Origin of the sequence: Arthrobacter sp. PL16 (assembly GCF_035985055.1) — a bacterium.
Classification (GTDB): Bacteria; Actinomycetota; Actinomycetes; order Actinomycetales; family Micrococcaceae; genus Arthrobacter_D; species Arthrobacter_D cheniae.
The window spans coordinates 269,923-295,350 of sequence record NZ_JAXCIC010000001.1; the positions used below are offsets into that span (position 1 = coordinate 269,923).

General features: G+C 63.7%; 22 protein-coding genes. 17 read left to right on the forward strand and 5 right to left on the reverse strand.

Features of this window, described 5'->3' with window-relative positions; genetic code table 11:
* Positions 1–14 precede the first annotated feature (14 nt).
* A complete protein-coding gene (locus RCH21_RS01210) occupies positions 15–992 on the reverse strand; it encodes a glycosyltransferase family 2 protein (RefSeq protein ID WP_235830719.1) in 978 nt (325 codons plus the stop codon).
* Between the two features lie 220 nt (positions 993–1,212).
* Between RCH21_RS01210 and RCH21_RS01215 the strand changes: the two genes are divergently transcribed.
* The 5 genes from RCH21_RS01215 to rfbA all read left to right on the forward strand — a co-directional run bounded on the left by RCH21_RS01215 (position 1,213) and on the right by rfbA (position 7,812).
* On the forward strand, positions 1,213–3,468 hold the full coding sequence (locus RCH21_RS01215) for a hypothetical protein (RefSeq protein WP_326962874.1): 2,256 nt from the start codon (positions 1,213–1,215) through the stop codon (positions 3,466–3,468).
* Complete coding sequence (locus RCH21_RS01220; protein WP_326962875.1) at positions 3,465–4,016, forward strand: GtrA family protein; 552 nt, start codon at positions 3,465–3,467, stop codon at positions 4,014–4,016. The genes RCH21_RS01215 and RCH21_RS01220 overlap by 4 nt, the downstream gene beginning before the upstream one ends.
* A complete protein-coding gene (locus tag RCH21_RS01225; RefSeq protein ID WP_120149310.1) occupies positions 4,013–4,873 on the forward strand; it encodes a glycosyltransferase family 2 protein in 861 nt (286 codons plus the stop codon). The genes RCH21_RS01220 and RCH21_RS01225 overlap by 4 nt, the downstream gene beginning before the upstream one ends.
* Positions 4,870–6,849 (forward strand): DUF7657 domain-containing protein, encoded by a 1,980-nt coding sequence (locus RCH21_RS01230; RefSeq protein WP_326962876.1) that lies wholly within the window; start codon positions 4,870–4,872, stop codon positions 6,847–6,849. Before RCH21_RS01225 ends, RCH21_RS01230 begins: the two co-directional genes overlap by 4 nt.
* A 72-nt stretch (positions 6,850–6,921) precedes the next feature.
* Entirely contained in the window at positions 6,922–7,812 is an 891-nt protein-coding gene (gene rfbA / locus RCH21_RS01235; protein ID WP_326962877.1) for a glucose-1-phosphate thymidylyltransferase RfbA, read from the forward strand.
* 40 nt (positions 7,813–7,852) lie between these two features.
* Here rfbA and RCH21_RS01240 read toward each other — a convergent pair whose 3' ends face one another.
* Positions 7,853–8,248 (reverse strand): DUF2304 domain-containing protein, encoded by a 396-nt coding sequence (locus RCH21_RS01240; protein ID WP_326962878.1) that lies wholly within the window; start codon positions 8,246–8,248, stop codon positions 7,853–7,855.
* Positions 8,245–8,949 carry a glycosyltransferase family 2 protein gene (locus RCH21_RS01245; protein WP_120149527.1) on the reverse strand — a complete coding sequence of 235 codons (705 nt, stop codon included), beginning with the start codon at positions 8,947–8,949 and terminating at the stop codon, positions 8,245–8,247. The genes RCH21_RS01240 and RCH21_RS01245 overlap by 4 nt, the downstream gene beginning before the upstream one ends.
* A gap of 332 nt (positions 8,950–9,281) precedes the next feature.
* On the opposite strand from RCH21_RS01245, the gene RCH21_RS01250 reads away from it, so the two are divergent.
* Positions 9,282–9,731, forward strand: coding sequence for a GtrA family protein (locus RCH21_RS01250; RefSeq protein ID WP_120149306.1), 450 nt, complete (start codon positions 9,282–9,284; stop codon positions 9,729–9,731).
* 78 nt (positions 9,732–9,809) lie between these two features.
* Here RCH21_RS01250 and RCH21_RS01255 read toward each other — a convergent pair whose 3' ends face one another.
* Entirely contained in the window at positions 9,810–11,453 is a 1,644-nt protein-coding gene (locus RCH21_RS01255; RefSeq protein ID WP_326962879.1) for an FG-GAP-like repeat-containing protein, read from the reverse strand.
* A 1,495-nt stretch (positions 11,454–12,948) separates the two neighbouring features.
* Entirely contained in the window at positions 12,949–15,795 is a 2,847-nt protein-coding gene (locus RCH21_RS01260; RefSeq protein ID WP_326962880.1) for a GH25 family lysozyme, read from the reverse strand.
* Between the two features lie 307 nt (positions 15,796–16,102).
* Here RCH21_RS01260 and RCH21_RS01265 point away from each other — a divergent pair, with 307 nt between their 5' ends.
* The 11 genes from RCH21_RS01265 (at position 16,103) to ftsX (ending at position 25,426) form a co-directional block, all read left to right on the forward strand.
* Positions 16,103–17,329 carry a CpaF family protein gene (locus tag RCH21_RS01265; RefSeq protein ID WP_326962881.1) on the forward strand — a complete coding sequence of 409 codons (1,227 nt, stop codon included), beginning with the start codon at positions 16,103–16,105 and terminating at the stop codon, positions 17,327–17,329.
* On the forward strand, positions 17,326–18,183 hold the full coding sequence (locus RCH21_RS01270; protein WP_326962882.1) for a type II secretion system F family protein: 858 nt from the start codon (positions 17,326–17,328) through the stop codon (positions 18,181–18,183). Before RCH21_RS01265 ends, RCH21_RS01270 begins: the two co-directional genes overlap by 4 nt.
* Entirely contained in the window at positions 18,180–19,121 is a 942-nt protein-coding gene (locus RCH21_RS01275; protein WP_326962883.1) for a type II secretion system F family protein, read from the forward strand. Before RCH21_RS01270 ends, RCH21_RS01275 begins: the two co-directional genes overlap by 4 nt.
* 43 nt (positions 19,122–19,164) lie before the next feature.
* Positions 19,165–19,380: a hypothetical protein gene (locus RCH21_RS01280; RefSeq protein WP_120148017.1), complete on the forward strand. Its 216-nt coding sequence runs from the start codon at positions 19,165–19,167 to the stop codon at positions 19,378–19,380.
* Entirely contained in the window at positions 19,381–19,794 is a 414-nt protein-coding gene (locus RCH21_RS01285; RefSeq protein WP_326962884.1) for a TadE family protein, read from the forward strand.
* A 112-nt stretch (positions 19,795–19,906) separates the two neighbouring features.
* Positions 19,907–20,293 (forward strand): hypothetical protein, encoded by a 387-nt coding sequence (locus RCH21_RS01290; RefSeq protein ID WP_326962885.1) that lies wholly within the window; start codon positions 19,907–19,909, stop codon positions 20,291–20,293.
* Positions 20,294–20,382: 89 nt separating this feature from the next.
* Positions 20,383–20,802, forward strand: coding sequence for a pilus assembly protein TadG-related protein (locus tag RCH21_RS01295; RefSeq protein WP_120148015.1), 420 nt, complete (start codon positions 20,383–20,385; stop codon positions 20,800–20,802).
* A gap of 155 nt (positions 20,803–20,957) precedes the next feature.
* A complete protein-coding gene (locus RCH21_RS01300) occupies positions 20,958–22,484 on the forward strand; it encodes a DUF2142 domain-containing protein (RefSeq protein WP_326962886.1) in 1,527 nt (508 codons plus the stop codon).
* A 41-nt stretch (positions 22,485–22,525) separates the two neighbouring features.
* The gene (gene prfB / locus RCH21_RS01305) at positions 22,526–23,641 is read left to right on the forward strand and encodes a peptide chain release factor 2 (protein ID WP_120148013.1); all 1,116 of its coding nucleotides are present in this window, start codon (positions 22,526–22,528) and stop codon (positions 23,639–23,641) included.
* A 169-nt stretch (positions 23,642–23,810) separates the two neighbouring features.
* Positions 23,811–24,515, forward strand: a complete 705-nt coding sequence (gene ftsE, locus RCH21_RS01310; protein ID WP_120148065.1) for a cell division ATP-binding protein FtsE — start codon at positions 23,811–23,813, stop codon at positions 24,513–24,515.
* On the forward strand, positions 24,512–25,426 hold the full coding sequence (gene ftsX, locus RCH21_RS01315) for a permease-like cell division protein FtsX (RefSeq protein WP_120148012.1): 915 nt from the start codon (positions 24,512–24,514) through the stop codon (positions 25,424–25,426). The genes ftsE and ftsX overlap by 4 nt, the downstream gene beginning before the upstream one ends.
* The last annotated feature ends 2 nt before the right edge of the window (positions 25,427–25,428 follow it).

The following is a 25,428-nucleotide window of genomic DNA, read 5'->3' on the forward strand; positions in this document are numbered from 1 at the left end:
TCGCCCGGAAACGACTAGGCGGCGTCGTCCTTCGCGCGCTGGATAGGCAAGTGTTCGGCGGCCTTCCTGCTGTCGTAGCCGATTAGGTACAGCGGACGATTGAGCGTGCCCGAGAAGATTCTGCCGATGTATTCGCCGAGGATGCCGAGGCAGAACAGCTGGATCGCGCCGATCGCGCCCACGATCAGGACCGTGGATGCCCAGCCAGGCACGGTCTGCCCCGTGAGGACTCCGAAGAAGACGAAGACGCCTACCAGCACGCATAGCAGCGCGCTGAGGACGCCGAGCCAAGTGGCGAATCGCAGCGGACCGCCGGAGAAGGTGACGATGCTCTCTGTGGTGAGCAGGATCATCTTCGCCACCGGGTACTTGGACGTTCCCGCCACCCGGCGTTCCCGTTCGTAGGTCACCGTGGCACTCGGGAACCCGAACCACGGGATGATGAGGCGATAGACGCGTCCTTCCTGTGGAAGGTCATTGACGGCGTCCAGCACCCGCCGGCTCACGAGCCGGAAGTCGCCGGCGTTGGACGGTACGTGCGGACCGGCCACCTTGCGCATCAGCCAGTAGTAGCCGGCGGCGGTATTCCGCTTGAAGAAGGAATCCGTCGAACGGTCGGATCGGACGCCGTAGACGACGTCGACGCCCTGGTTGACCGCCGTTGCGAGCATCGCCGCGATAGCCTCGGGGGGATCCTGGAGATCCGCGTCGATGGTGACCACGTAGGCGCCCTCGGCGGACGTCATCCCGGCAGTGATCGCGGCCTGGTGACCGCTGTTGCGCAGGAGTCGGATGAGACGAAGCTCGTTCCATCCCTGTTGGAAGACCTGGACGAGCCGGGCCGTGGAGTCACGGCTGCCGTCATCGACGCAGACGACCTCGTAGGGCACGCCAAGGCCGTCGAGGACCGGTCGCAGACGGCTGAACAATGGTTCGAGCACGTCCTCCTCGTTGTACATCGGAACGACGACCGAGAGCGTTACCGGCTTCACAGGGGTTCTCCTTGGGGGTATTGGACTGATCGAGCATACCAAGCGGGGTCGTGCGGGCGCGCCTGCGGACCCACCGCCACGGCACGATCCCGGGTCGCCGGCCTGCTAGCCTAGTAGGCTGTCGATGGCTTGACAGAAGCATGCTGCGCCGACGGCGCGCCGATCTTCAAGCGCCCCGGACGAAGGATGACGAAGGCCGATGCAGGTACTAGGACCCCCTATGAAGGAGGAGCGCCGCGTGCCCTCGCTCGGTGCATCAGTGGCGGAGGAACGCGGCCGGCGGCAGAAGTCCACCCTTCTATGGCCCTTGCTGACCGCGGTGGCGACCATCGTCGCAGCCCTCATACCGCTTCTCTTCAACCGACGGTTCTACTTCTTCGATGACACCCAGGCCGGCGCCTACGGGATCTGGGTGGAAATTGGCGAAAAGCTGCGTGCCGGCGACTGGCCCCTATTCAGCATCGAGGGCTGGGCGGCCGGCAACTACGCCGCTGAGGGTCAATGGGGCATCTGGAACCTGATGATCATGGCGATCGGGCTCGGTGCGAGCACCGGGATGAGTGCCGTGCTGTTCTCGTCGATCGTCAAGATCGTCTTCCTCGTGATCCTGGCGCTAGGGGTCTTCAACGTCTGCCGTACCTACCGAGCGACGCCGGAGTGGTCGGCGGTCGCCGGTGTCGCGACGACGTTGACCGGCTTTACCACGTATATGGACGGACCGTCATGGGTCACCGGTCTGATGGTCTTCGCCCTCCTGCCATGGTGCTGGTGGGGATTGAAACGCCTTGCCGACGGCGGCAACCCACTCTCCGCACTCATTCCCGCGTACCTCCTCATCACCATCGGTTACGTGCACGGGACCATCATGCTGGTGATTCTCTTCATCGCCCTCCTGGCCGAGGCGCTGCTGCTGAGGACAGGGAAGGGTGCCCTGCGCCTGATCGCCGCGGGAGCGCTGTGCGGCGCGTTCGCGCTCACCGTGTACTTCCCCGGTGTGGCCACCGCGCCCGTGACCGCCCGGGGAACGGTGATCGGCAACAGTGGCTTTCTGGGCATCGACATCACCGGCCTGGTTAGCTCGCCGATCCCCAGCAGCCTGCCCCAGATCACCGGCTGGTGGGGGGCCTTCGCCCCCGTGCCCGTCCTCTACATCGCCTGGTTCCTGCCTCTGCTCCTACTGACCCGGCCCACCGTTGCGCAGCTCAGGCCGGCCGCGGCGCTGCTTGTTTTCGGTGCGGCCTCCCTCCTGCTGACGCTCGCGCCCAGTGACCTGGGTCCGCTGCGGTTCCCGGTGCGCCTCATGCCATATTTCGCGATGTCGGTCCTCATCGTGTTCGCGGTGCTGATGTCAACCGTGCTCGTTTCCCGCCTCACCCGGCTCAGGGTGGGTGCGGTGATCCTCGCGCTCGGTTTCTCCGCCTACCTGGCATGGAGCCAGAACCCGGATTTCGTCCGCCTGCATGTCCTGTTCAGCGGGCTCGCGGGTCTCGCCATCCTGCTGGTCCTACTCGCCCTGTTCGTCGACCGACCGGTCCTGCGGCGTCATGGGCTGCGCATCGCCGCTCTGATTGCCGTCGTGTTCTGCCTCGCGACCGCTGTGGCCCAGAAGAAGTATTTCCCTGCGGCGCCGCTGCCCGACTTCCAGCTCCCTGCCGAGCCCGGCGCCTACGACGACGTCCTGCCGGATTCGAAAGGATCCATCTTTGTGGTCGGGGAGCCGGCGCAGCTCGGCGAGCAGGTGTGGGACGAGACCCTCGTGTCAAACAGCTGGTATCTTGCGGACAAACCCGTGCACAACCTCTACAGCCCCATCATGTACACGGCCTACTCCGAAGATCTGTGCATGACGAGCCACGGCTGGACCTGCGCGGGAGCGATATTCAAGCTGCTGTCGGTCGACGAGGCGACCGGCAAGACCGTGGCCGAGCTGCTCGACGTCGACACCATCCAGATCCTGCGCGAGCCTCAGGACAGCGACGGCGCGATCCTGCGTAGCCGCGTCGCTCCGGCCGGTTGGACTGAGGTCGATCGCACCGAGAACTCCGCGACGTGGGTCCGCGACGACGTCGAGGGTGCGGTGGGCGAGCCAGTCGCCACCTCGGCGGGAACGGAGGTCGAGGTCATCTCCAACGGCGAGGAGAAGGTGTCCTTCGAGGTTACGCGCACGGGAGCCGACGGCGGATCCGTCGTCCTCAGCCGGCTCGACTGGCCGGGCTACTCGGTGTCGAACGGCTCAATCGGAGATTCGACGAGAGGGTACCTTTTGACCGTCGACGTCGGACCTGAGTCCGAGGGGCAGGTCGTCACCGTGTCCTTCGAGCCTCCTGCCTGGAATGTCCTCGTACCCCTGATGTGGGTCGCCATCGGTGCGTCGGTACTGTGGGGCGTCCTCGGGGGACTTCTGGCTGGTGTCCTGGCGGGTCGCCGCCGCTCCGCTTCGCGCCGGGAACCGGCCGCCGAGCGGGAGAGCAGGTGAACGTGGAGGACGCCAAGCCCTCGGCGGCCAGCCCGGTCGCGCCAGATAAGGCGATGGGAGCGGACGAGTCGCCGCGGGGGATCGTGGTCGGCGAGCCCGGGATCCTCCTGCGGCTGATCAAGAACCAGAAGGTGGCGTTCCTCGTTGTTGGCGGCGTCAATACGGTGTTGAGCACGCTGCTCTTCGTTGCACTCGAGCTGACCTTTGGCCAGTACGTCTCGTCGCCCGTGGTGCTGTCCGCGGCATGGCTCATCTCCTTGGTCGCGGTCTTCTTCGTCTACCGGAAGCTCGTCTTCAGGGTCAAGGGTCACGTGCTGCTCGATCTCGGCCGCTTCGCGCTCGTGAATCTCACATCCCTCCTGATCAACATGGCGCTGCTGTTCCTGATCGCCGACATCCTCGGCTATCCGAGGATCCCGTCCCAGATCGTCATCACCTGCTGCACGGTCTTCATCAATTACTTCGGTCACAAGTACTTCTCATTCCGTCGTCCCCCTCCCGAAGGCGACGCTGCAGCCGTGGCCGCCGACCAGAAGAAAGCTCTATGAATCCGCTTGTATCGATCGTCATTCCCGCGTTCAACAACGAAGACCACATCCGCGAGACATTGCGCTCCGTCACGGCGCAGACCTACGAGAACGTGGAGATCATCATCGCGGACCATTCCTCGACGGACGGGACTGCCGCGGCGATCGACGAGTTCTCGGCGGATCCGCGCGTGCGTGTCCTGTCGCCCACTCCGCGCGGCGGCGGTGCGCCGGCAAACTGGAACCGGGTCACCCAGGAGGCACGCGGGGAGTACGTCAAACTAGTGTGCGGTGACGATCTCCTACGCCCTGATTGCGTCGCGGCACAGGTCGAGGCAGCTGTCGCATACCCAGGCTGCGTGATGGTCGCAGCGAGGAGGGACATCGTCGACGACGCCGGTGAGGTCGTGCTGGGGAGCAGGGGACTTGCCGGGATGCGCGGTGTGATCTCCGCGGGCGTCGCCGTTCGTGAGACCGTTCGCAGCGGTACCAATCCATTCGGTGAGCCCGCGTGCGTCCTCGTCCGTCGGCACGCGCTGCTGGAGCGGGGATGGGACGATACTCACTCCTACATGCTGGACGTCGCGTCCTACATGCACGTGCTCGACCACGGGGACGTGTTCTGCATGGAGGCCAGCTTGGCCAGCTTCCGCGTGAGTGCAGGGCAGTGGAGCGTCCGTCTCATGCGCTCCCAGGCGACGGAAGCGAAGCGACTCTATTCCGAACTGGCAGCCTCGCGGCCTACCGACGTCAGCAGGGGTGACGTGCTCAGAGGATCGGTCCTCGCGCACTTGAACGCGTTGGCCCGTCGTGCCTTCTACATGAAGCTCAAGGTACGGAGTCCGAGGGCGGAGAGTGCGCAGGGCGGTACCGCGTGACGCAGGCCAAGCTGCCCGGGTCGTCGGCGCGAGCGGGCGTGGCCCGCCTTTCGCCGATCGAACGTTTCCTGCGACCGGGGTCCGACCGTCTCGCGACGGGTGCCGTTGTCGTCTCCTACGTTTTACTGGTCCTGCTCGGCGTCACCACCTCGTCCATCGGCATCGACCACCTGCGCCAGGACCCGTCCCAGCCGCTGGGCCTGCAGTTCGGCGAGGCGAATTCGATCAGATCCGACGAGTACAACGCGTACTCTCCGATCGCCCTGTCGGTCATCGCCACGGGTGGGGCTCCGACCCTGAGCCTCCTCGGCGCGCAGGCCGACGTCGTCCACCGGTTTACCTCAGGCGGCTTCTTCGAGTCGTTCGTCTTCTTCGATGGCACGCTGCTGCGGACCGCGGCATTCGTCCCCGACGCGATGGTCTTCGCGGCGCATTGGTGGCTGCCGAGTCTCGTGCTGTTCCTCGCCCTGCCGCGCTGGATCACGGCACTGGGCGGGAAGCGGCACCTCGGCTACCTGGCGGCAGGGCTCATCTTCCTGGCCCCGGCATCTGCCTGGTGGTCCCTCATGCCCGTTGCGTTAATCTCCTACACCGTCGCCGGATGCTACCTCATGATAAAGGCGCACGACCTCCTCGACCGGCGGAAGAACCTGCCGGCCGCCGCCGCAGCCCTCTTCGGCGGCATCCTCATCGCCGGGCTACCGTCCTTCTACACGCCGTGGTCCCTCCTGCTCGGAGTGCCCGTGCTACTTGCCTCTGTGATCCACGTGCTGACCCGACCCACCCCGTGGCGACAGCGCTGGCTCTCGGTCGCCGGGACCGGCGCCGTGGCAGCTGTCTTCGGGGTCGGCATGCTCCTCGAGAACCGCGCGGGACTCACTGCACTCCTGACCACCGTGTACCCCGGCAGTCGTCGGTCCACGGGTGAGGCGCAGGACGTGGAACTGTTGTTCGGAGCACCACTCCTCGGGGTGATGCAGGACGATGTCCCGCCACTGTTCCTTAACCAGAGTGAGCTGGGGACTGCGTACACTTCGTCGTTCTGCGTCGTCGTCATCCTCCTCGCCGGCGCCCGCTTCGTGATCCATCGGCGCGACGTCGCCGCGACGGCGACCATCCTCGTGAGCGGCTTCGTCGCCCTCCTGTGGGCCAGTGCCAACTGGGGTGCGATCGGAGAGCTCGTCCCGCTGCTCAACCGTGTGACCCCCATCCGGGCCGCACAGGTGGTGGGAGTCCTCGGAGTGATCGGACTGGTCTTGCTCATCTCCAGGCTCGTCGAAGCCAACAGGCTGCGGCCTGCCCTCGTGTCCGGCATCGTCGTGGGGGCCGTCACGGCGTACGCAGGGTCGCGGTTGCAGGCGAACTACCTGCCGGACCTCAGTTTGACCGGCATCGTGGTCGGGTCCCTGGCGACAGGGGCTTGCGCTTTCCTCGTCGTCCGGTACGGCGACCGCCGGTGGGTCACCGCCGTCGTCCTGCTCCTCGCGCTCATTCCCGTCTACCGGGCGAACCCCGTGCTCGTCGGTCTTGGTGACCTCCGCGACTCGCAGACGGCTACGGAGCTTCGGGACGCAGGTGACCAGGCACGTCGGGAAGGGGACGTGTGGGTGTCGAATTCCGGTTCCTTCGATACCGTCATGCTCGCGAATGGCGTGCCGACGCTTTCCGGGCTGCAGCGGTCCGGGCCGGACAAGGAGGTATGGCGGGCGCTTGATCCGGAGAACACGTCCGAAGAAGCTTGGAACCGGGGCGGTGGCTACATCTCCTTCAGCTGGAAGAGTGACGGACCGGCCGAGATCACGACGAACGGCTTCGATGTCACCTACGTCTCGATCGATCCATGCGAACTCGCGAACGCGCTCCCCGCAGTCGCCGTCATCGCATCCGCCACCGAGCTGGACCTGCCGTGTCTCGAGGCCAAGTCACGACTGCAGTGGGCGGGCAATTCCGTATTCTTGTATTCGGTAGATGGTTAACGTTCTTCGCGTCTCCGCCCGGAAATTGCGCCGAATTTTGATCGACGCCCGCCACAGACGATCATGGAGTCTATGCGTGGAATAATTTTGGCCGGTGGAACCGGCTCGAGACTGCACCCAGTCACACTCGGCGTCAGCAAGCAGCTCGTTCCTGTCTACGACAAGCCAATGATTTACTACCCGCTGTCCACGCTCCTGCTGGCGGGTGTCCGCGACATCCTGATCATCACGACGCCGAGGGACGCCGATCAGTTCAAGTTCCTCCTGGGCGACGGCTCGCGGTTCGGCGCCAACCTGTCCTACATGACGCAGCCGAAGCCCGAGGGACTCGCGCAGGCCTTCATTTTGGGGGAGGAGCATATCGGGCAGGAGAATGTCGCCCTGGTGCTCGGTGACAACATCTTCTACGGACCGGGGATGGGGACGAAGCTTCGCCGTTTCGCCGATCTCGATGGCGGCGCGATTTTCGGTTATTACGTCAGTGACCCGCGGGAATACGGGGTGGTCGAATTCGACGACGACTTCAAAGCCGTATCTCTCGAGGAAAAGCCCGCAGTCCCGCGGAGCAACTACGCCGTGCCGGGGCTCTATTTTTATGACAACGACGTAATTGGTATCGCCAAGGCGCTCAAGCCGTCGGCACGGGGTGAACTCGAGATCACCGATATCAATCGCACCTACCTCGAGGCCGGGAAACTGAGGGTGGAGGTGCTGCCGCGAGGGACGGCATGGTTGGATACGGGTACCTTCGACTCGCTCAACGACGCCGCGAACTTCGTCCGGACCATCGAGCACCGGCAGGGCCTCAAGATCGGCGTGCCCGAGGAGATCGCGTGGCGTCAGGGGTTCCTGTCGGACGACGAAGTAACCGCCGGCGCACAGTCCTTCCTCAAGAGCGGGTACGGCCAGTACCTCATCGACCTCGTCGGGCGCGAGAGCAGGACCGCGGCGCCCGTCGCTTGATCAGTTCGGCTCGGTAGCTATCCTGAGTCTGCGTCTGGTGTCAGGGCTGCGGGTTTCCGCCCTCACGGCCGTCCCGCACCACCGTGGTCCCGTTCGACGACTGTAGGTCCTCGACGGCGGCGCGCAGGAGAGCTACCTCTTCGGCCAGTACCCGGGTTTCGTCCTCGACGAGGGAGAGCTCCCAGGACAGATGGAGGCATACTCCCACGAGGAAGACCAGGCCGATCGCGAACAGTAGATTCGAGGGCACTTCGACCCCCAGGACTTCTGACGAAACCTCGAGGAGTCGTGGAAATCCACCAAGGATCAGGGAGCCCGTCCCCACGACCAACCAGAGCACGGCGTACTTTTCGCGCAATGTCTTTCGCCGCAGCATTTCAAGCACGATGCCGACCATGATGAGGGCGAAGGCGAACGGTGCAATCTGGGCGATCATGCCATTTCCTCTTTCGGCAGTATGTGTGACCGGCGCCGTGTAAGCGCCAGGAACAGGGCCAGCACGGACCTCATCAGGTAGAGAGCCGATTTTGCAGGATTGTGGCTGGGCTGTCCGCCCTGACGTTGACGCATCGCGACAGGGACCTGATGGACCGTACAGCCCGATCGAATGGCCACAACCAGTGAATCGATGGTGTCGCCGAGGTATTCGGCGGGATAGTGATCGATGTATTGACTGATCGCTCGGCTGTTGGCTGCCCTGAACCCCGAGGTGACGTCGGTAAGGGTTGTTCGCGCGAGCCGTGAGATGACCTTCGCGAGGAAGATCATTGCCCACCGACGAGGTCCGCTCACACGATAAGTTCCCGTGTCCGCGAAACGAGCACCGATCGCGATGTCCGCATGATCAAGGCCCTCCAGTACCTTCGCGATGTCCCGAGGGTCGTGCTGCCCGTCGGCATCGACCTGGATGACCGATGGATATCCATGTTCCCTGGCGTATTTGAAGCCCGCGCGCATCGCACCGCCCACACCCATGTTGAATGGGAGGCGAAGGACACGAGCGCCGGCCCGGAGCGCCTCGATGCTGGTGCGATCTGTGCATCCGTCGTCGACCACGAGCACGTCGTACCCCTGCTCCTGTCCGAGGACCTCGCGGACCGTATTGCCGACCGTCTCCTGCTCATTCCATGCTGGCATGATGACGAGTACGTTACTTCGAACCATTTCCCCATCTCGGTTTCGTTCCTGAGCCCCTACTGAGACAGCAGGCTCGTTCGGGTCCTTCGCATTCTATGAGTCCGCTGAGTAACACTCCCCGGCATGGCCTAGGAGAAGCAGCCTGATCTAGTCTAGGGGTTGCTGCTCGAGGGATATGTCTCCGGGGGTTGGGCGCGACGGCGGCCAACAAGGAACCGCTGATCACCGGCTGATAACATCGGACGAGCCCCCAGCGTTGTTGCTTCCGACTGCAAGACCCCTCGAAAGCATCGCCGACACCAGCCGAGGATTGAGCACGAGGAAGAATCTGAATGGAACATGACAGCCCGCAGCGAGCCGACGGCGGAGGCGCGGGCCAATCAGTGCAGGCCAGTCGACGCGGCGAGGCACTGAGGTTCTTGTTCGTTGGCGGCCTGTCCTTCTTGATCGACTTCGGACTCCTCGTTCTGCTTCACGAGGTACTAGACCTGGGGCTGATCATCGCAACGCCCGCCGCTTTCCTCACGAGCCTGGTAGCCAACTACGCCTTGCAGCGCCGGTACGCCTTCAAAGCCACAACCGGCCTTGGACCCAGCGCTGTGAAGTACCTTGCCGCAGTAGCTTTCAACACTGTCGCAGCCAGCCTCATCGTTGCGGGATCTGAACAGATTGGTCTCGGTTATCAGGTCGGTAAGGTGCTCTCGACCGCACTGATGACAGTCTGGAACTTTTTTCTCTACAAGCACTGGATCTTCCGCCGGGTCGTAACGACAGTCGGATAACAATCCGGCGCGGAGAAAACCCCGGCAGCCCGAAGGCTACCGGGGTTCGTCGCGGACTGTTCTACCTCCGGTGGTTGGTTAGAGGCGGCCGGTGGTGAGGGCGTGGTTGTAGCCTTCGTTGGTCATTCCGTCGCCGGGGTAGAGCCAGGTGGTGCCGGTGGGTGTGGTGGTGGTGATGTCGGAGAGTGTGTCGGCGTTCTGGTCGCCGAGGGGGAGGAGTTTGGTGTAGACGTTCCAACCCGTGCCTACGATCTCCTGAGTGGGGAAGGTGGAGTTGTTTCCGCGGTAGAGGCCGAGGTCTCCGTTGGGGTTGCGGACGAGAAGGTCGGTGGTGCCGTTGCGGTCGTAGTCGCCGATGGGTGTGATGTCGGTGAAGGCATCCCAGCCGCTGAGTCCGATGATGGTGCCGGGCTGGTAGCCCTCGTTGCCGGTACCGATGCGTCCGGTGCCGTCGTAGCGCCAGAGGGATCCGTCCTGGTGGCGGGCGAGTATGTCGGGTTTGCCGTCTCCGGTGAGGTCGGTTCCTCCGGTGATATCGGTGAAGACGTTCCAGCCCGTTCCGATCTTGCGGGGTGCGGAGTAGCCCTCATTGGTGGCGGAGATGGTGCCGGTGCCGGGGTAGAGGTAGAGGTCTCCGTTTGGAGTGCGGGCGAGGATGTCGTTGCGTCCGTCGGCGTTGAAGTCGCTAGCTGCGGTGATGTCCTGGTAGATGTTCCAACCGGACCCGATGCGGCGGGCGGCTGTGAAGGAGGCTTGTCCCTGGCCGGGGTGGAACCAGAGGGTTCCGTCGGGGCGGCGGGTGAGGACGTCGCGGCGTCCGTCGGAGTTGAGATCCGCGGTGGCGGTGGTGGTGCTGTTGGACGGCCAGAAGGACGTGGTGGTCTGGGTGGGGCGTAGATAGCCTTCGGAGGCGGTTCCGGTGCCTGCGTAGAAGCGCAGGGTTTGGTCGGGTTGGATGGCCATGAGGTCGGAACGGCCGTCCGTGTTGAAGTCCCGGTTGCCGATCACGGTGCTGTAGATGTTCCAGCCGCTGCCGATGGTGAAGCCGGTGGGGGTGAATGCCCCGGAGCCGTTGCCGACCATGAGCCGAAGTTCGCCTTGGGGGGACCTGGACATCAGGTCCACGGGGCCGTCGCCGTTGAAGTCGCCGACCGCACTTAGTTCCAGCGAGTTGCTGCTTCCGGAGCCCACTTGGCGGGCGTAGCCGTGGGTGCCGTCGCCTGGGCCGGAGTAGAGCCATAGACTGCCGTCGGGCTTGCGAGCCAGGAGGTCCGGGCGTCCGTTTCCGTCAGCGTCGCCGGCGCCGATGATCGTGTTGAAGCCGTCCCAACCGCCGTCGCCGATTTTCACGGCCATGCGATAGCCCTCATTGGTTGAGGAGATCGTTCCTGTTCCGGAATAGCGCCACAGGCTGCCGTCGACATTGCGAGCGAGGAAGTCGTTGCGACGATCGCCGTCGTAATCGCCGATACCGATGAATTGGTTGTAAACCTCGAAGCCGCTACCGATCTTCACAGCAGCACCGAAGGAGCCGTTTCCGAACCCAGGATGCAGCCACAAGGTCCCATCGGTCCGACGCGTGACCATATCCGCACGCCCATCACCATTGAAATCACCGGGACTGAAGACCTTCAACGACTTATCCACCGGCACCACCACCGCAGATGCTGCCGGTCGAACAGTGACGCCGGCGATCGCCGATCCGATGTAATCTACGGACACCCTGGTTCCGGTGTGGGTTGTAAAGGTAGAACCCGCAGGCCATGCGAGAGTGCCGTTTTGGTATCCGCGGAACGAGCTATCGCGGCCCAACGCGATTGAAGCATTGTCATCCCATCCGAGAATATCCTCCTTGACGATCTTAACCCCACGGTTACCGTTAACTGCTGTCGCAGCGTCGTTCCCGATAGGAAGACGCAGCTCAAGGAAGTACGTCTCTTTGCTCACCGGGTCAGTGAACCGCACGGCGCGCTGCCGCTCATTCCCTGACCAAGGTTTCAATGTGAATGACCGAGCGGTGGTCACGACTCCGGCATCGAGAACTTCGTCGCCATTGCCGAATCCGCCATAAGTCCAGAGCATGGAGTTGATCGAAGGGGTGCTTAATTGTGCGTAACCCATGAGGTCGCTCGTGTCTCCGTACTCGTAGGTGCGGCAGCCAGGATCTGTCCAAGACGCACCGGAACGGCCCACGTCGAGGCGACCACTGTCGCAGTTCAGCGAGTTTGCGTGGTGAAGTCCAAACACGTGCCCGAACTCGTGCGTCATAACATTCTTCGTTACCGCGGAGGGGTAGGGCATAATTACCCTGCCTGTCATGGGACCGTCGGTAAACCCGCCGCCGAGAATACCCCAGCTGCCCCCGTAGCTCAGATCCTTATGCGGAACGAAAATGACGAGAGCTTCATTAGTTCGGTACTGCCAGTTGAGTTCACGAGTTACCGTCGCCATGATCGACGAGTAGGAGTCGGTGATACGCGCCGCGGACTGGTGTTTTAAAACTGTCGAACCGATAGACATGCCGATGCGGTCATTCGACGCGGCACCCCAATAGGCGTCTGAAGCCAAAATGGACTCTTTAGCTGCGCTGACATTTATGGCTGATACATCTGCATCCGTCTTCCCCGCCAGCTGCACCGTTACGAATTTGACATTGAGCTTGCCCTCACGGGGGCCGAAGGCTGCAGTGCCGTTGTTCGCCGCCTCTTGTGTCGTCGGTCGGTCTGCAGAGGATCCCTCGAGTGCTGACTCCCCGTTCGTCGTCTCGATGTGGGGCCCGTAGCGGGCGTTGAGTCTCGGTTCGAGCAGCGGATTCCAATCGAGCGAAGGAACCTGCGAGGTTAGATCTTGCTGGTCGGGCGCAGTGTCATCCTGCGACGGCGACGGCGCGGTTGCCTCCTCGGACGCGGTATCCGTCTGCCGATCTGAAGGTGAGGCCGGGGCGGAACTAAATGCACCGCCCTCCGGGGCGACTGCGGGTTCTGTCGACCCGTACCCGGGTTCGATCGGCGCACCCTCCAACTCGCCTACTGCGTCGTCTTCCATGTCGTTCGTCGGTACCTTGCTGACGGTACTAACTAGGTCACTGGTCTGCTGCTCAGCAGCTACGGCGGTCGTGCCGAGTCCTGTAGACGAGGCGAGCAGCGCAAAGGACAGCGCGGCGACGGCCAATGCTTGAGAAGCGAGTGTTGTTTTCAACATTTTCTCCGGTGGTTGGTTAGAGGCGGCCGGTGGTGAGGGCGTGGTTGTAGCCTTCGTTGGTCATTCCGTCGCCGGGGTAGAGCCAGGTGGTGCCGGTGGGTGTGGTGGTGGTGATGTCGGAGAGTGTGTCGGCGTTCTGGTCGCCGAGGGGGAGGAGTTTGGTGTAGACGTTCCAACCCGTGCCTACGATCTCCTGAGTGGGGAAGGTGGAGTTGTTTCCGCGGTAGAGGCCGAGGTCTCCGTTGGGGTTGCGGACGAGAAGGTCGGTGGTGCCGTTGCGGTCGTAGTCGCCGATGGGTGTGATGTCGGTGAAGGCATCCCAGCCGCTGAGTCCGATGATGGTGCCGGGCTGGTAGCCCTCGTTGCCGGTACCGATGCGTCCGGTGCCGTCGTAGCGCCAGAGGGATCCGTCCTGGTGGCGGGCGAGTATGTCGGGTTTGCCGTCTCCGGTGAGGTCGGTTCCTCCGGTGATATCGGTGAAGACGTTCCAGCCCGTTCCGATCTTGCGGGGTGCGGAGTAGCCCTCATTGGTGGCGGAGATGGTGCCGGTGCCGGGGTAGAGGTAGAGGTCTCCGTTTGGAGTGCGGGCGAGGATGTCGTTGCGTCCGTCGGCGTTGAAGTCGCTAGCTGCGGTGATGTCCTGGTAGATGTTCCAACCGGACCCGATGCGGCGGGCGGCTGTGAAGGAGGCTTGTCCCTGGCCGGGGTGGAACCAGAGGGTTCCGTCGGGGCGGCGGGTGAGGACGTCGCGGCGTCCGTCGGAGTTGAGATCCGCGGTGGCGGTGGTGGTGCTGTTGGACGGCCAGAAGGACGTGGTGGTCTGGGTGGGGCGTAGATAGCCTTCGGAGGCGGTTCCGGTGCCTGCGTAGAAGCGCAGGGTTTGGTCGGGTTGGATGGCCATGAGGTCGGAACGGCCGTCCGTGTTGAAGTCCCGGTTGCCGATCACGGTGCTGTAGATGTTCCAGCCGCTGCCGATGGTGAAGCCGGTGGGGGTGAATGCCCCGGAGCCGTTGCCGACCCTGAGCCGAAGTTCGCCTTGGGGGGACCTGGACATCAGGTCCACGGGGCCGTCGCCGTTGAAGTCGCCGACCGCACTTAGTTCCAGCGAGTTGCTGCTTCCGGAGCCCACTTGGCGGGCGTAGCCGTGGGTGCCGTCGCCTGGGCCGGAGTAGAGCCATAGACTGCCGTCGGGCTTGCGAGCCAGGAGGTCCGGGCGTCCGTTTCCGTCAGCGTCGCCGGCGCCGATGATCGTGTTGAAGCCGTCCCAACCGCCGTCGCCGATTTTCACGGCCATGCGATAGCCCTCATTGGTTGAGGAGATCGTTCCTGTTCCGGAATAGCGCCACAGGCTGCCGTCGACATTGCGAGCGAGGAAGTCGTTGCGACGATCGCCGTCGTAATCGCCGATACCGATGAATTGGTTGTAAACCTCGAAGCCGCTACCGATCTTCACAGCAGCACCGAAGGAGCCGTTTCCGAACCCAGGATGCAGCCACAAGGTCCCATCGGTCCGACGCGTGACCATATCCGCACGCCCATCACCATTGAAATCACCGGGACTGAAGACCTTCAACGACTTATCCACCGGCACCACCACCGCAGGGGCTCTTTCTGAACCGGTAGCGAAGGTCCGGAGCCCGTTGAGGTCCCCGGGCCACTGGTTCCAATCGCCGACGACAGGGCCTTCGCTCGTGTACTGCCAGAGGGCGTAGGAGTTCCATCCGGCGGCGAGGGTGCCCGGTCCGTAGTTGCTGTAGCTGGCGATATGCAGCGGGTGGTCGCTAAAAGCCGTCGATCGGCCGGTGCACGTATTCCACCAATCCGCGGTGGAATAGATCATCGGCAGGCGCCCGGTCAGCGTGCGCATGGTGTTGGAGAAGTCCCGGATCCAGTTGACCATCTGCGTCGGGCTCATGTTGTAGCAGACGTTGCCGAGCGACGTATAAGGGTTGTACTCGATGTCCAGCAGGGGCGGCAGTGTCTTGCCATCAGCGCTCCAGCCACCTCCGTTGGCGACGAAGAAGCGAGCCTGTTCAGAGCCACTTGTCGTGTTCGGCGTGGCGAAGTGGTATGCACCGCGCAGCATCCCTTGGTTGTCAGCACCGCCGTACTGGCCGCCGAAAAACTCGTTCTTGTAGTAGGTCCCTTCAGTTGCCTTTACATAGGCAAATCGCGATCCGTAGGACCATGCCCCTGCCCAGTCCACAGTGCCCTGGTGGCTGCTGACGTCGACTCCGAGGACGCCGGACGGCTTCCAGTAGTTGGTCGCCGCGGCGAAAGGGGCAGGCGACACCTGTCCCGGTAATTCGCGCGCTGCCGAAGCGGAGTTGGTTCCACCTTCGTCTTCAGCGCTGATACGATCCGTGGCTTCGTCGATACTCTTGCCCTCGACGATCAGGGCGAGGAGCGCGTTCTCCTCATCGGTCGGCACCTGTGGGTCATCATTCTCGACGATCCGCTCAAGTCCCTGACCGAGGCTGGCACCGAGCGGACCCGCGAGCTCGGATTGTTTGGCCGGGCTGGCGATGAGTTGATCGTAGGGGACGGTATCAGGCGAAGCCGACGTGCTGGCGTCGATGCCCTCGCTTCCCGAAGAGGGCGTCCCAGGGAGTTGCGGGGACAACAAGGGTGCGCTGGGGGTGAGGGTCGCGGTCGGGGCGACGGGTTCACCGGTAGCACGCTCTTCGGCAGACGGCGAAGTGGGCGGGATCGTTGGATCGGCAGGTGCCGGAGTGGGCGGGATCGTCGGAGCGGCAGGCACTGAGGGTGCGGCGTCGAGGGCCAGAGCGGGAATGGCACTGCCCGCGAGACCGAGGGACAGTACAGCGGCGCACAGCAGGCGGGCGGGGGAGGGCAAGGTCACGGGTTTCTCCAGCAGAATCCGGGCGTTAGCCAGCTAAATGAAATCCCGTGGAGACTACAGTCCTGTTACTGATGTGACTGGGGTTTCTGAAGTGAAAGCAGAATCTTAGGTAAAACCTGCGTGTTTTCCGGCACCTCGAGCGGCGTGTCGACCGAACACGAGGCTTGAAGTGTGCTCAAACGACTTACGCACACAAGCATTCGCGTCTAGTCGCGCTGCGCTGCCGTCAGTAGGGTGAGGGGCGGTACGAGCTTCGACGGCTCTGCCAGAGCACCGGCAGCTATATGCCGGCATATGGGGGATGGTCATGGACGGTGTGCGCTTGATCGAAGGCGAGGTGCGCGAACTCATCCGAAGGCGCGGCCTCGACCCTGCCCGGCAGGTGTCGGAGATCCAGCTCCTAGTGAACGACGCGGTCGCCGACTACGAGGATCGCTCGGTGCTCGGTGTGCTTCCCCCGCTCGGCCGACTCGATGTCGCCCGCAAACAGGTCTACGACGCTGTTGCCGGCTTCGGGGCGTTGCAACCGCTCCTCGATGATCCGACCGTGGAGGAGATTTGGATCAATGCCCCCAACGAGGTGTACATCGCCTGCGATGGTGAGTCCGAACTCACCGCCCTCTCGCTCACGGATCAGCAGGTACGGGACCTGGTGGAGAAGATGCTGAAGTCCTCCGGGCGGCGCCTCGATCTGTCCAGCCCCTTCGTCGATGCCTCCTTGCCCGACGGATCGAGGCTGCACGTCGTGATCCCCGATGTGACGCGAAAGCACTGGTCGGTCAACATCAGGAAGTTCATCGCTCGAGCGTCGAGGCTGGAACATCTCGTCGACCTGGGCACCCTGTCGCCGCAGGCTGCACGATTCCTCGGGGCTGCGGTCGCGAGCGGCCTCAACATTCTGGTGTCCGGCGCCACTCAGGCCGGCAAGACGACGATGCTGAATTGTCTCGGCGCGTCCATAGGACCTCGCGAGAGGGTCATCACCGTCGAGGAGATCTTCGAGCTACAACTCCCGCTGCGTGATGTGGTGGGCCTGCAGTGCCGGCAGCCTAACCTCGAGGGTCACGGTGCGATCCCCCTCCGCCGTCTGGTCAAGGAAGCACTCCGCATGCGCCCGGACCGCCTCATTGTCGGTGAGGTTCGGGAGGCGGAGAGCCTGGACATGCTGATTGCGCTCAACAGTGGGCTGCCGGGCATGTGCAGCGTGCATGCCAATAGTGCCCACGATGCGATTACGAAGATTTGCACCCTGCCGCTTCTCGCCGGAGAGAACATTTCGAGCAGTTTTGTTCTTCCGACCGTCGCGTCCTGCATCGACCTCGTGGTGCACTGTGCACGTCTACCGGGCGGCCAACGCCGGGTCATGGAGATCATGGCCCTGGGCCGTCGGGTCGAGAACGGTGTCATCGAATCCTCCTCGGTGTTCAAGCGCATCGACGGCGTCCTTCAACTCACGGCGACCGGTATGCCGGCTGAGGAGAAGTTCGCCGCGGCGGGTGTCGACGTCGCATCGTTGCTCGGGGCCCGCGCGTGACCACGGCGCTCGGCGTGGCTCTGGGTGCCGGGCTGTTCCTCATTTGGTGGTCCTTCTGGGAACGGCCCGAGCGGAAGCGAGCCACCGTTGCACGGCGAAGGCCATTTGATGACCTTCTCCTCCGGGCGGGCGTAGAGCGGGTGTCGTCAAACGGTTTGCTCGCTTCGTGCTCGGGAGTCGGCGTGTTCGTGCTCCTGCTTGGTCTCGTCCTGACCGGTTCCGCGCCGATCTCGGTGTGTTTCGCGCTTTTTGGTGGATTCCTTCCGCTCACGATCGTCCGATGGCGTGCGGCCAAGCGGACAGCTTCACTTCGCGAACTCTGGCCCGATGTGGTGGACCACCTGCGGTCCGCCATCAGGGCTGGTCTGTCCTTGCCGGAGGCGCTTATCCAGCTCGGAGAGAAAGGGCCGCTCGAGTTGCGGCCTGCCTTTCGTACCTTCACCTCCGACTACCGGGCGGGCGGCCGGTTCGAGGACGCGCTGAACCGGCTCAAGGAACGTCTTTCAGATCCTGTAGCAGACCGGATCGTGGAGGCACTCCGCATGACGAGAGAGGTCGGTGGTTCTGATCTCGGCCGACTGCTCGGAACCCTGTCCGACTTCCTGCGCGATGCTGCCCGCACGCGGAGTGAGCTGGAGGCGCGACAGTCCTGGACGGTGAACGCTGCCAGGCTGGCCGTGGCTGCACCCTGGTTGGTGCTGATGCTTCTTGCTACTCGGCCGGAAGCCGTCCGTGCCTACAATTCCGCCGGTGGGGCGGCAGTCCTCCTCGGAGGTCTGGTGGTATCTGTCGTCTGCTACCGCATCATGCTGCGCGTCGGAGCGTTGCCGGAAGACGAGAGGGTTCTCCGATGACCTCGGTTGTCGCACTGGCCGCCCTGTGCGGACTCCTGCTCGGTGTGGGCCTGTGGTTGGTGCTCGTGCGGCTCCCCTCGATGCGGCCCATGACCCTGACGCAGCGCATCGCGCCGCAGTTGCTCGCGGCCAACGTCCAGTCCAGGCTTCTGGCGGACACGGCGGCGAACGTGACTCCCTTCGGCCCACTGGAGCGCATCGTCCGCCCGCTTCTCGCGGACACTGTCTCCTGGTCGCAGCGCTTCAATCCTGCGACCGCGACGCTCACGCGCAGACTCGACCAGGCAGGCCGTGGTCAGTCACCGACGGACTTCAGGGCGCAGCAACTCCTCTGGGCGTCCGGCGGGCTCGGCGCTTCGACACTGGTCATGGTGGTCCTGGCAGCATCAGGATCAGCCAGCTTGCCACTGGCCGTCGTGATCGTCCTAGGGAGCGCTGTGATGGGATTCGTTGGGAGGGACTACGTCCTGTCGTCGAATATCAAGCGACGTGAGGCGCGCATGCTTGCCGAGTTTCCAAGCCTCGCTGAACTCATGGCCCTGGCTGTCTCTGCAGGAGAGAGTACGACGGGCGCACTCGAGCGCATCTGTCGGACCGCGAAGGGAGAGCTCGCCGGTGAGTTCGCCCTCGTGCTGGCTTCGACCAGGGCGGGTAGGCCACTCGTGGACGCCCTTCAGGATCTCTCGAGCCGGACCAGACTGGCCCCGCTTGCGCGATTCGTCGATGGGATCACCGTCGCCGTGCAGCGCGGCACTCCGCTCGCAGACGTGCTGCGGGCTCAGGCACAGGATGTCCGAGATCTCGCGAAGCGCGAATTGATGGAGTCGGCAGGCAAGAAGGAGATCGCGATGATGGTGCCCTTGGTTTTCGGCGTGCTCCCGCTGACCGTTCTCTTTGCCGTCTATCCGGGCATCGCGCTGATCAACCTCGGCCTGTGAACGTTCGATCATCACTCAACGCATCATTACAAGGGGGAACTCCATGAAAATCCTGATCAGCGCCCAGCGACTCGCCCTGCTGCTATCAGCAACCGCTGCAGCTCTGCTGCGACCATCCGGAGATCGGGAACGCGGTGACGTTCCTGGGTGGGTGATGATCACGCTCATGTCAGCCGTCCTCGTCGCCGCACTGCTCGCAATCGCGGGGCCCGCCCTGGAAGGCCTGTTCAACCAGGCGATCGACCAGGTCTCGCCCTAGATGTTGCCGGTCCCGCGGAGGTTCCGTGCACGTGGGAACCGCTCGGACCTGCAACGGGGTGCTGCTGTTGTGGACTTCGCCCTGATCGGCGGCCTCCTGACGGTCATCTTCATCGCAATCATCCAGCTCACGCTCGTGCTCCACGTACGGAACACGCTGATCGATGCCGCTTCCTCTGGAGCTCGCTACGGCACCCTCGCGGACCGCAATCCGCAGGACGCCGTAGGACGTGCAGAGGAATTGATCAGCGGCTCGCTGGCCGATTCCTACGGTTCAGACATCTCTGTCGGTGAGAGCACGCAGGGAGGCGTCAGGACACTGGAGGTGGTCGTTCGCGCGCCCCTGCCCGTGATCGGCCTCATCGGTCCTGCCGGTGTCATGGAGGTGCGCGGCCATGCTGCCCTCCCGTCATGATGCGCCCGCCGCTCGAGGCCCGTCCGGGCGCAACGGAGGATGCTCGGGCCGTGCAGCGACGCGGCGCAGGCCGACCCTGTGTGCGTTGAGGGACGAGCGCGGGAGTGCTGTCGTGGAGTTCGTTTTCCTGGGCGTTCTCCTCCTTGTGCCCGTCGTCTACCTCGTGCTGACCATCGGGCAACTGCAGGGCGGCTCCTTTGCCGTCGTGGGGGCGGTCGACCAGGCTGCGAAGGTGTACGTGGACGCGCCGACACCGCAGGAGGCCGACGCCCGGGCGCGCGAAGCCGTGCGGATAGCGCTCGGCGACTTCGGATTCGCGGAGGAGCAGGCCGCGATGGACATTGTCTGCAGCGCACAATGCCTTGAGCCGGGCTCGAGCGTGACTATCGTCGTGCGCTTGGACGTTCCCTTCCCGCTGGTTCCCTCCATCGCTGGGTCCCACCCATCGGCGGTGACGGTGGACGCCACGGCCACCCAAATCGTCGAACGGTTCGGCTGACGGTCATGGCGGGAACTCGCGGCAGGGTGCTGATCCGGTGTAGCTCTCGCGCACGTGCCGGAGCGGCCGGCGGTCCGGAGGATGGGCAGGTGGGAATCCTGGTCATCGGCTACCTCCTTGTCTCCCTGCTCGTCGTCAGCGTCGTGCTAGCCGTATCGTCCGTTTACATAGAGCACAAGAAACTGCTTTCGGCCGCCGACGGCGCTGCGCTCGCGGCCGCTGACAGCTACAGCATCGCTGTCGGGAGCGGCGGCGAGGAGACGACGTCGACGCTCCCGTCGCTGCAGGACGCCAGTGTCGAGGACGCGGCTGCAGGTTACCTCGCCGCGACCGGCGCCGAGGCGCGCTTCACGCGCTTCGGGATTGATCCGGAGACAGGAGCCCCCGACGGACGGACGGCCCGCGTGGTGCTCACCGCCGTCGTGCGCCCACCCATCGTCAACTTTCTCGTGCCTGCGGGGATCCCGATTGTCGCCCGGGCGGATGCCCGCGCGGAGCTTGTTCGGTAGCGGGGTCTCTCTGTCCAGTGGGGCCGGCCGCCACCGCAGATCCGTGTCGCTGTCAGTCCGCGCTCGAGCTCCTCCAACCTGAGATAGCTTTGGACCTTGTGGACGCGATAAATGCACCGGGCGAAGTAATGAGGCTATCCCACAGGCAACGCCTCATGGAGGAGCAGGACAAGCGGGGGGGATGGCGTGCCTCTTCGACCCCTCTTGCTATATTCGCCACACTGTTCGCGTTAATCGCTATGTGGGCGTTTGCTACTCCGCTCATGGCCTCACCAGACGAGACGGCTCACGCTATCAAGGCCGCGGCAGTGGTACGAGGACAACCTCTCGGTGATCAGGGAGAGGGACAGGGGGCGCAAAGCAGTGTGCTCGTTCCGGGCTACATCGCGCAACTCCCGGAGAAGACCTGCTTCCGGTTCCAGCCGACGATCACTGCCGACTGTGCCAACGGGGTAGGCGAGGCTTCGGCAGAACCGACCATTGCAACCACGAGCGCGGGAAATTACAACCCGATGTACTACTACGTCGCTGGCCTCCCGACCCTGCTGATGGATGGTGATGCCGTGGTCTATGCGATGAGACTGCTGAGCGCTGCGCTGTGCGCAACTTTTCTGACGCTTACCTTTTGGGCTGCTGCTAGGTTGGCCAGCGCGAGGTGGGTCGTGGTAACTGGAGTGGTCGCGCTGACTCCGATGGTGTTGTTCCTCAGCGCTTCGATCAACCCGAACGCACTGGAGATTGTGACCACAGCAGCCCTCTTCACGAATCTCGCCGCTGGCATAGAGAGGCGGGAGCGTCCAGGTGCCCCCTACGGCATGCATCTGTTGGCCGCGGCCGTGTCGGGCGCTGTGCTGGCGAACACGCGAGCGTTGTCCCTCGTGTGGCTTGTGGCTGCAATACTCGGCGTCGTTTTGATTTATCGCAGACGCGCGGTGATGACCATTCTCCGCACGCCGGCAGGACTCGTATGCAGCGCAATCCTTCTGAGCGCGAGTGCGGCCAGTCTGGCATGGCTGTTCTATGCCGACAGCCTCGACAGCCTCACGGGGAATGGCTCGGCGGTGACTCCGGAGCAAGCGTTCCTGACGATGATCGAGCGCGCTTTCTCATTGACGCGTGAGTACATCGGGGTACTGGGTTGGATGGACACGGTTCTCCCTGACGGTGTCTACTTCTTCTGGCACTTCTGCCTGGCTGCAGTTCTGTTTGCCGGCGTGGCGCTCACCAAGGGCTGGGCGCGGGTGGGCATGCTCGGGCTTCTTGCCAGCATCGTTCTTCTTCCAGCCCTCTTGCAGGCCCAGGTGATCACAGAACTCGGCTATATATGGCAGGGGCGGTACGTCCTCGCGCTCGTCGTGCTCGCTCTACTGTATGGCGGGGTTGCAGTTGAGAAAACACCCTTCCCCAGCGGGAAGCGCTCCGCCGCTGTAGCGTCGTGGGTCCTCACGGTCCTCGTCCTCACCCACGTATACGCCTTCATCTTCACCCTGCGTCGCTACACCGTGGGACTGGACGGCACAGTCAACTGGACTGAGATGTTCAGCGCCGAATGGCAACCTGTGCTTAGTTGGCAACTATTGACTCTGCTGTACGCAGCTGTCCTTGCGTATGCCGCATCAAGGCTGAGGCGCTACCTGGTGCACGAACCCCGTGCCGGCTCCCGATCGGTACCGATGGCGTAGTCCCCAGCCACCCAAGGGCGATGACGTAGGCTGGAATGACCATGGCAACCACTGATTTTCCCGCTGCAATCCGAGCCCTGCGCGCCAAGTACCAGTCCATCGAGCAGGTCTCCGACGTCGGGGGGATCCGCAAGGACATCGAGGAACTGAGCGAGGAAGCCGGTGCCCCCAACCTCTGGGACGACCCTTCGGCTGCGCAGAAGGTCACGTCCAAGCTGTCCCACCGGCAATCCGCCCTCGAACGGCTCGAAACCCTCGAGAGTCGTATCGATGACCTCGAGGTCCTGGTGGAACTCGCGCAGGATGAGAGCGATGAGGACACCCTCGCCGAAGCCGAGAAGGAACTCATTTCCCTCAGCAAGTCCCTGGACAACCTCGAGATCGTGACGCTGCTGGCTGGGGAGTGGGACGAGCGTGAAGCCGTCGTCACCATCAGATCGGGCGCCGGGGGAGTGGACGCGGCCGATTTCGCCGAGATGCTCCTGCGCATGTACCTGCGTTGGGCCGAGCGCCACGGCTACCCGACGCAGGTTCTCGACACCTCCTACGCAGAGGAGGCGGGCCTCAAGTCCGCGACCTTCGAGGTGAAGGCGCCCTACGCTTTCGGGACCCTGTCCGTCGAGGCCGGCACCCACCGGCTGGTCCGCATCAGCCCCTTCGACAACCAGGGCCGTCGCCAGACGTCCTTCGCCGCCGTCGAGGTCATCCCGCTCATCGAGCAGACCGATGTCATCGAAGTGCCGGACAACGAGATACGCGTCGACGTCTTCCGTTCATCCGGTCCCGGAGGGCAGTCCGTGAACACCACGGACTCGGCGGTACGTCTCACCCACCTACCCACCGGCACCGTCGTGTCCATGCAGAACGAGAAGTCGCAGATCCAGAACCGCGCGGCCGCCATGCGCGTTCTTCAGTCCAGGCTCCTCCTCCTGAAGAAGCAGGAGGAGGACGCGGAGAAGAAGGCCTTCGCGGGAGACGTCAAGGCCTCGTGGGGAGACCAGATGCGCTCCTACGTCCTGAACCCGTACCAGATGGTCAAGGATCTGCGCACTAATCACGAGGTGGGGAACACCTCCTCGGTGTTCGACGGCGAGATCGACGACTTCATCGACGCGGGCATCCGCTGGCGCACGAACAACCGTAACGACGCCGCGTAGCGGTACTCACCTTTGCCGCGAAAACACCTGTTTGTTTTCGCAGTACTTGCGCACGAAACGCCGGTGCGGTAGTAGGCACCCCGAGATATGTCGTTATAGTCGAGGAGCCGGTGCTTCCTTCCCCCAACAAATGCCCGTGCCCGGCGGACACCACGGGCGCAGAGTGATCATGATCAGATTCGACAGCGTCACGAAGACCTACGACCAGAAGTCCCAACCCGCGCTCGACGGCGTCTCGCTCGACGTCGACCGCGGTGAGTTCGTCTTCCTGGTCGGTGCTTCCGGCTCCGGTAAATCGACCTTCATCCGCCTGGTACTCAAGGAGGACCAGGCTTCGAAGGGCGCCGTGTACGTGGCCGGACAGAATGTAGCCAACATTCCGAGCTGGCGTGTACCCCGCCTCCGGCGCGGGATCGGCGTGGTCTTCCAGGATTTCCGCCTGCTCCCGAACAAGACGGTCTTCTCGAACGTCGCCTTCGCCATGCAGGTCATCGGCAGAAGCCGCGCCGTCATCCGGGAGACCGTGCCCGACGTCCTCGCCACTGTGGGCCTGGAGGGCAAGAACAACCGGATGCCCCATGAGCTCTCCGGCGGTGAGCAGCAGCGTGTGGCGATCGCCCGTGCCATCGTCAACCGCCCCGGTATCCTCCTCGCCGACGAGCCCACCGGCAACCTCGACCCGACCACCTCGATGGGCATCATGAAGGTCCTCGACAGGGTCAACCAGAACGGCACCACGGTTGTCATGGCGACACACGACGACGACATCGTGAACACCATGCGAAAGCGCGTGGTCGAGCTGCGCAGCGGAGCTGTCGTCCGCGACGATGCGCAGGGTATCTACATCGGCGAGACCGGAGCCGTGGTCGAGTGAGGCTCGCTTTCATCCTGTCCGAGATCGGTTCGGGCATCCGCCGCAACCTGTCCATGGTCACGTCCGTGATTCTCGTAACCTTCATCTCCCTGACGTTCGTGGGTGCCGCCGGACTGTTCCAGCTGCAGATCAATCAGATGAAGGGCTACTGGTACGACCGCGTCCAGGTCACCATCTACCTCTGCGTGGATAACTCGTCGGAGACCAGCTGCGCCACGGGACCCGTTTCGGAGGATCAGCGAGCGGCTATCCAGGCGAAGCTCGAATCGGACCAGTTCGCACCGTATGTCGACACGGTGTCCTACGAGTCGCAGGACGAGGCGCTCGGCCACTTCCGCGACCAGTTCGCCAATTCGCCGATCGTTGATTCCGTCACTGCGGACCAGCTTCCCGAGTCGTTCCGCGTCAGCCTGGTGGACGCGGAGAAGTACGAGGTCATCAACGAGGCTTTCTCGTCCGAGCCAGGGGTCGACGCCGTGAGCGACCAGCGGGACTTCCTCGAGGCGATCTTCCGCTACATGAACTGGGCTTCCGTCGTCGCGCTCGGAATCGCGGGCATCATGACGTTCTGCGCAATCCTGCTCATCGCGACGACCATCCGACTCTCCGCCTTCAGCCGCCGGCGCGAGACCGGCATCATGCGTCTCGTCGGAGCCTCCAAGGCCGTCATCCAGCTGCCCTTCGTCCTGGAGGGCGTCATCGCGGCGGTCATCGGGGCAGTGCTCGCATCCGCGACGCTCTACGGCGCGTCCCGATTCCTCATCGATGGTTGGCTGGTGAACACCTTCCCTCAGACGGCGTTCATCTCCTCCCAACAGGTTCTTATCCTGGTGCCCGCTCTCATACTGCTCGGGGCCATCCTCGCAGGACTCTCATCCCTGCTCACTCTTCGACGATACGTAAAGGTCTAGCA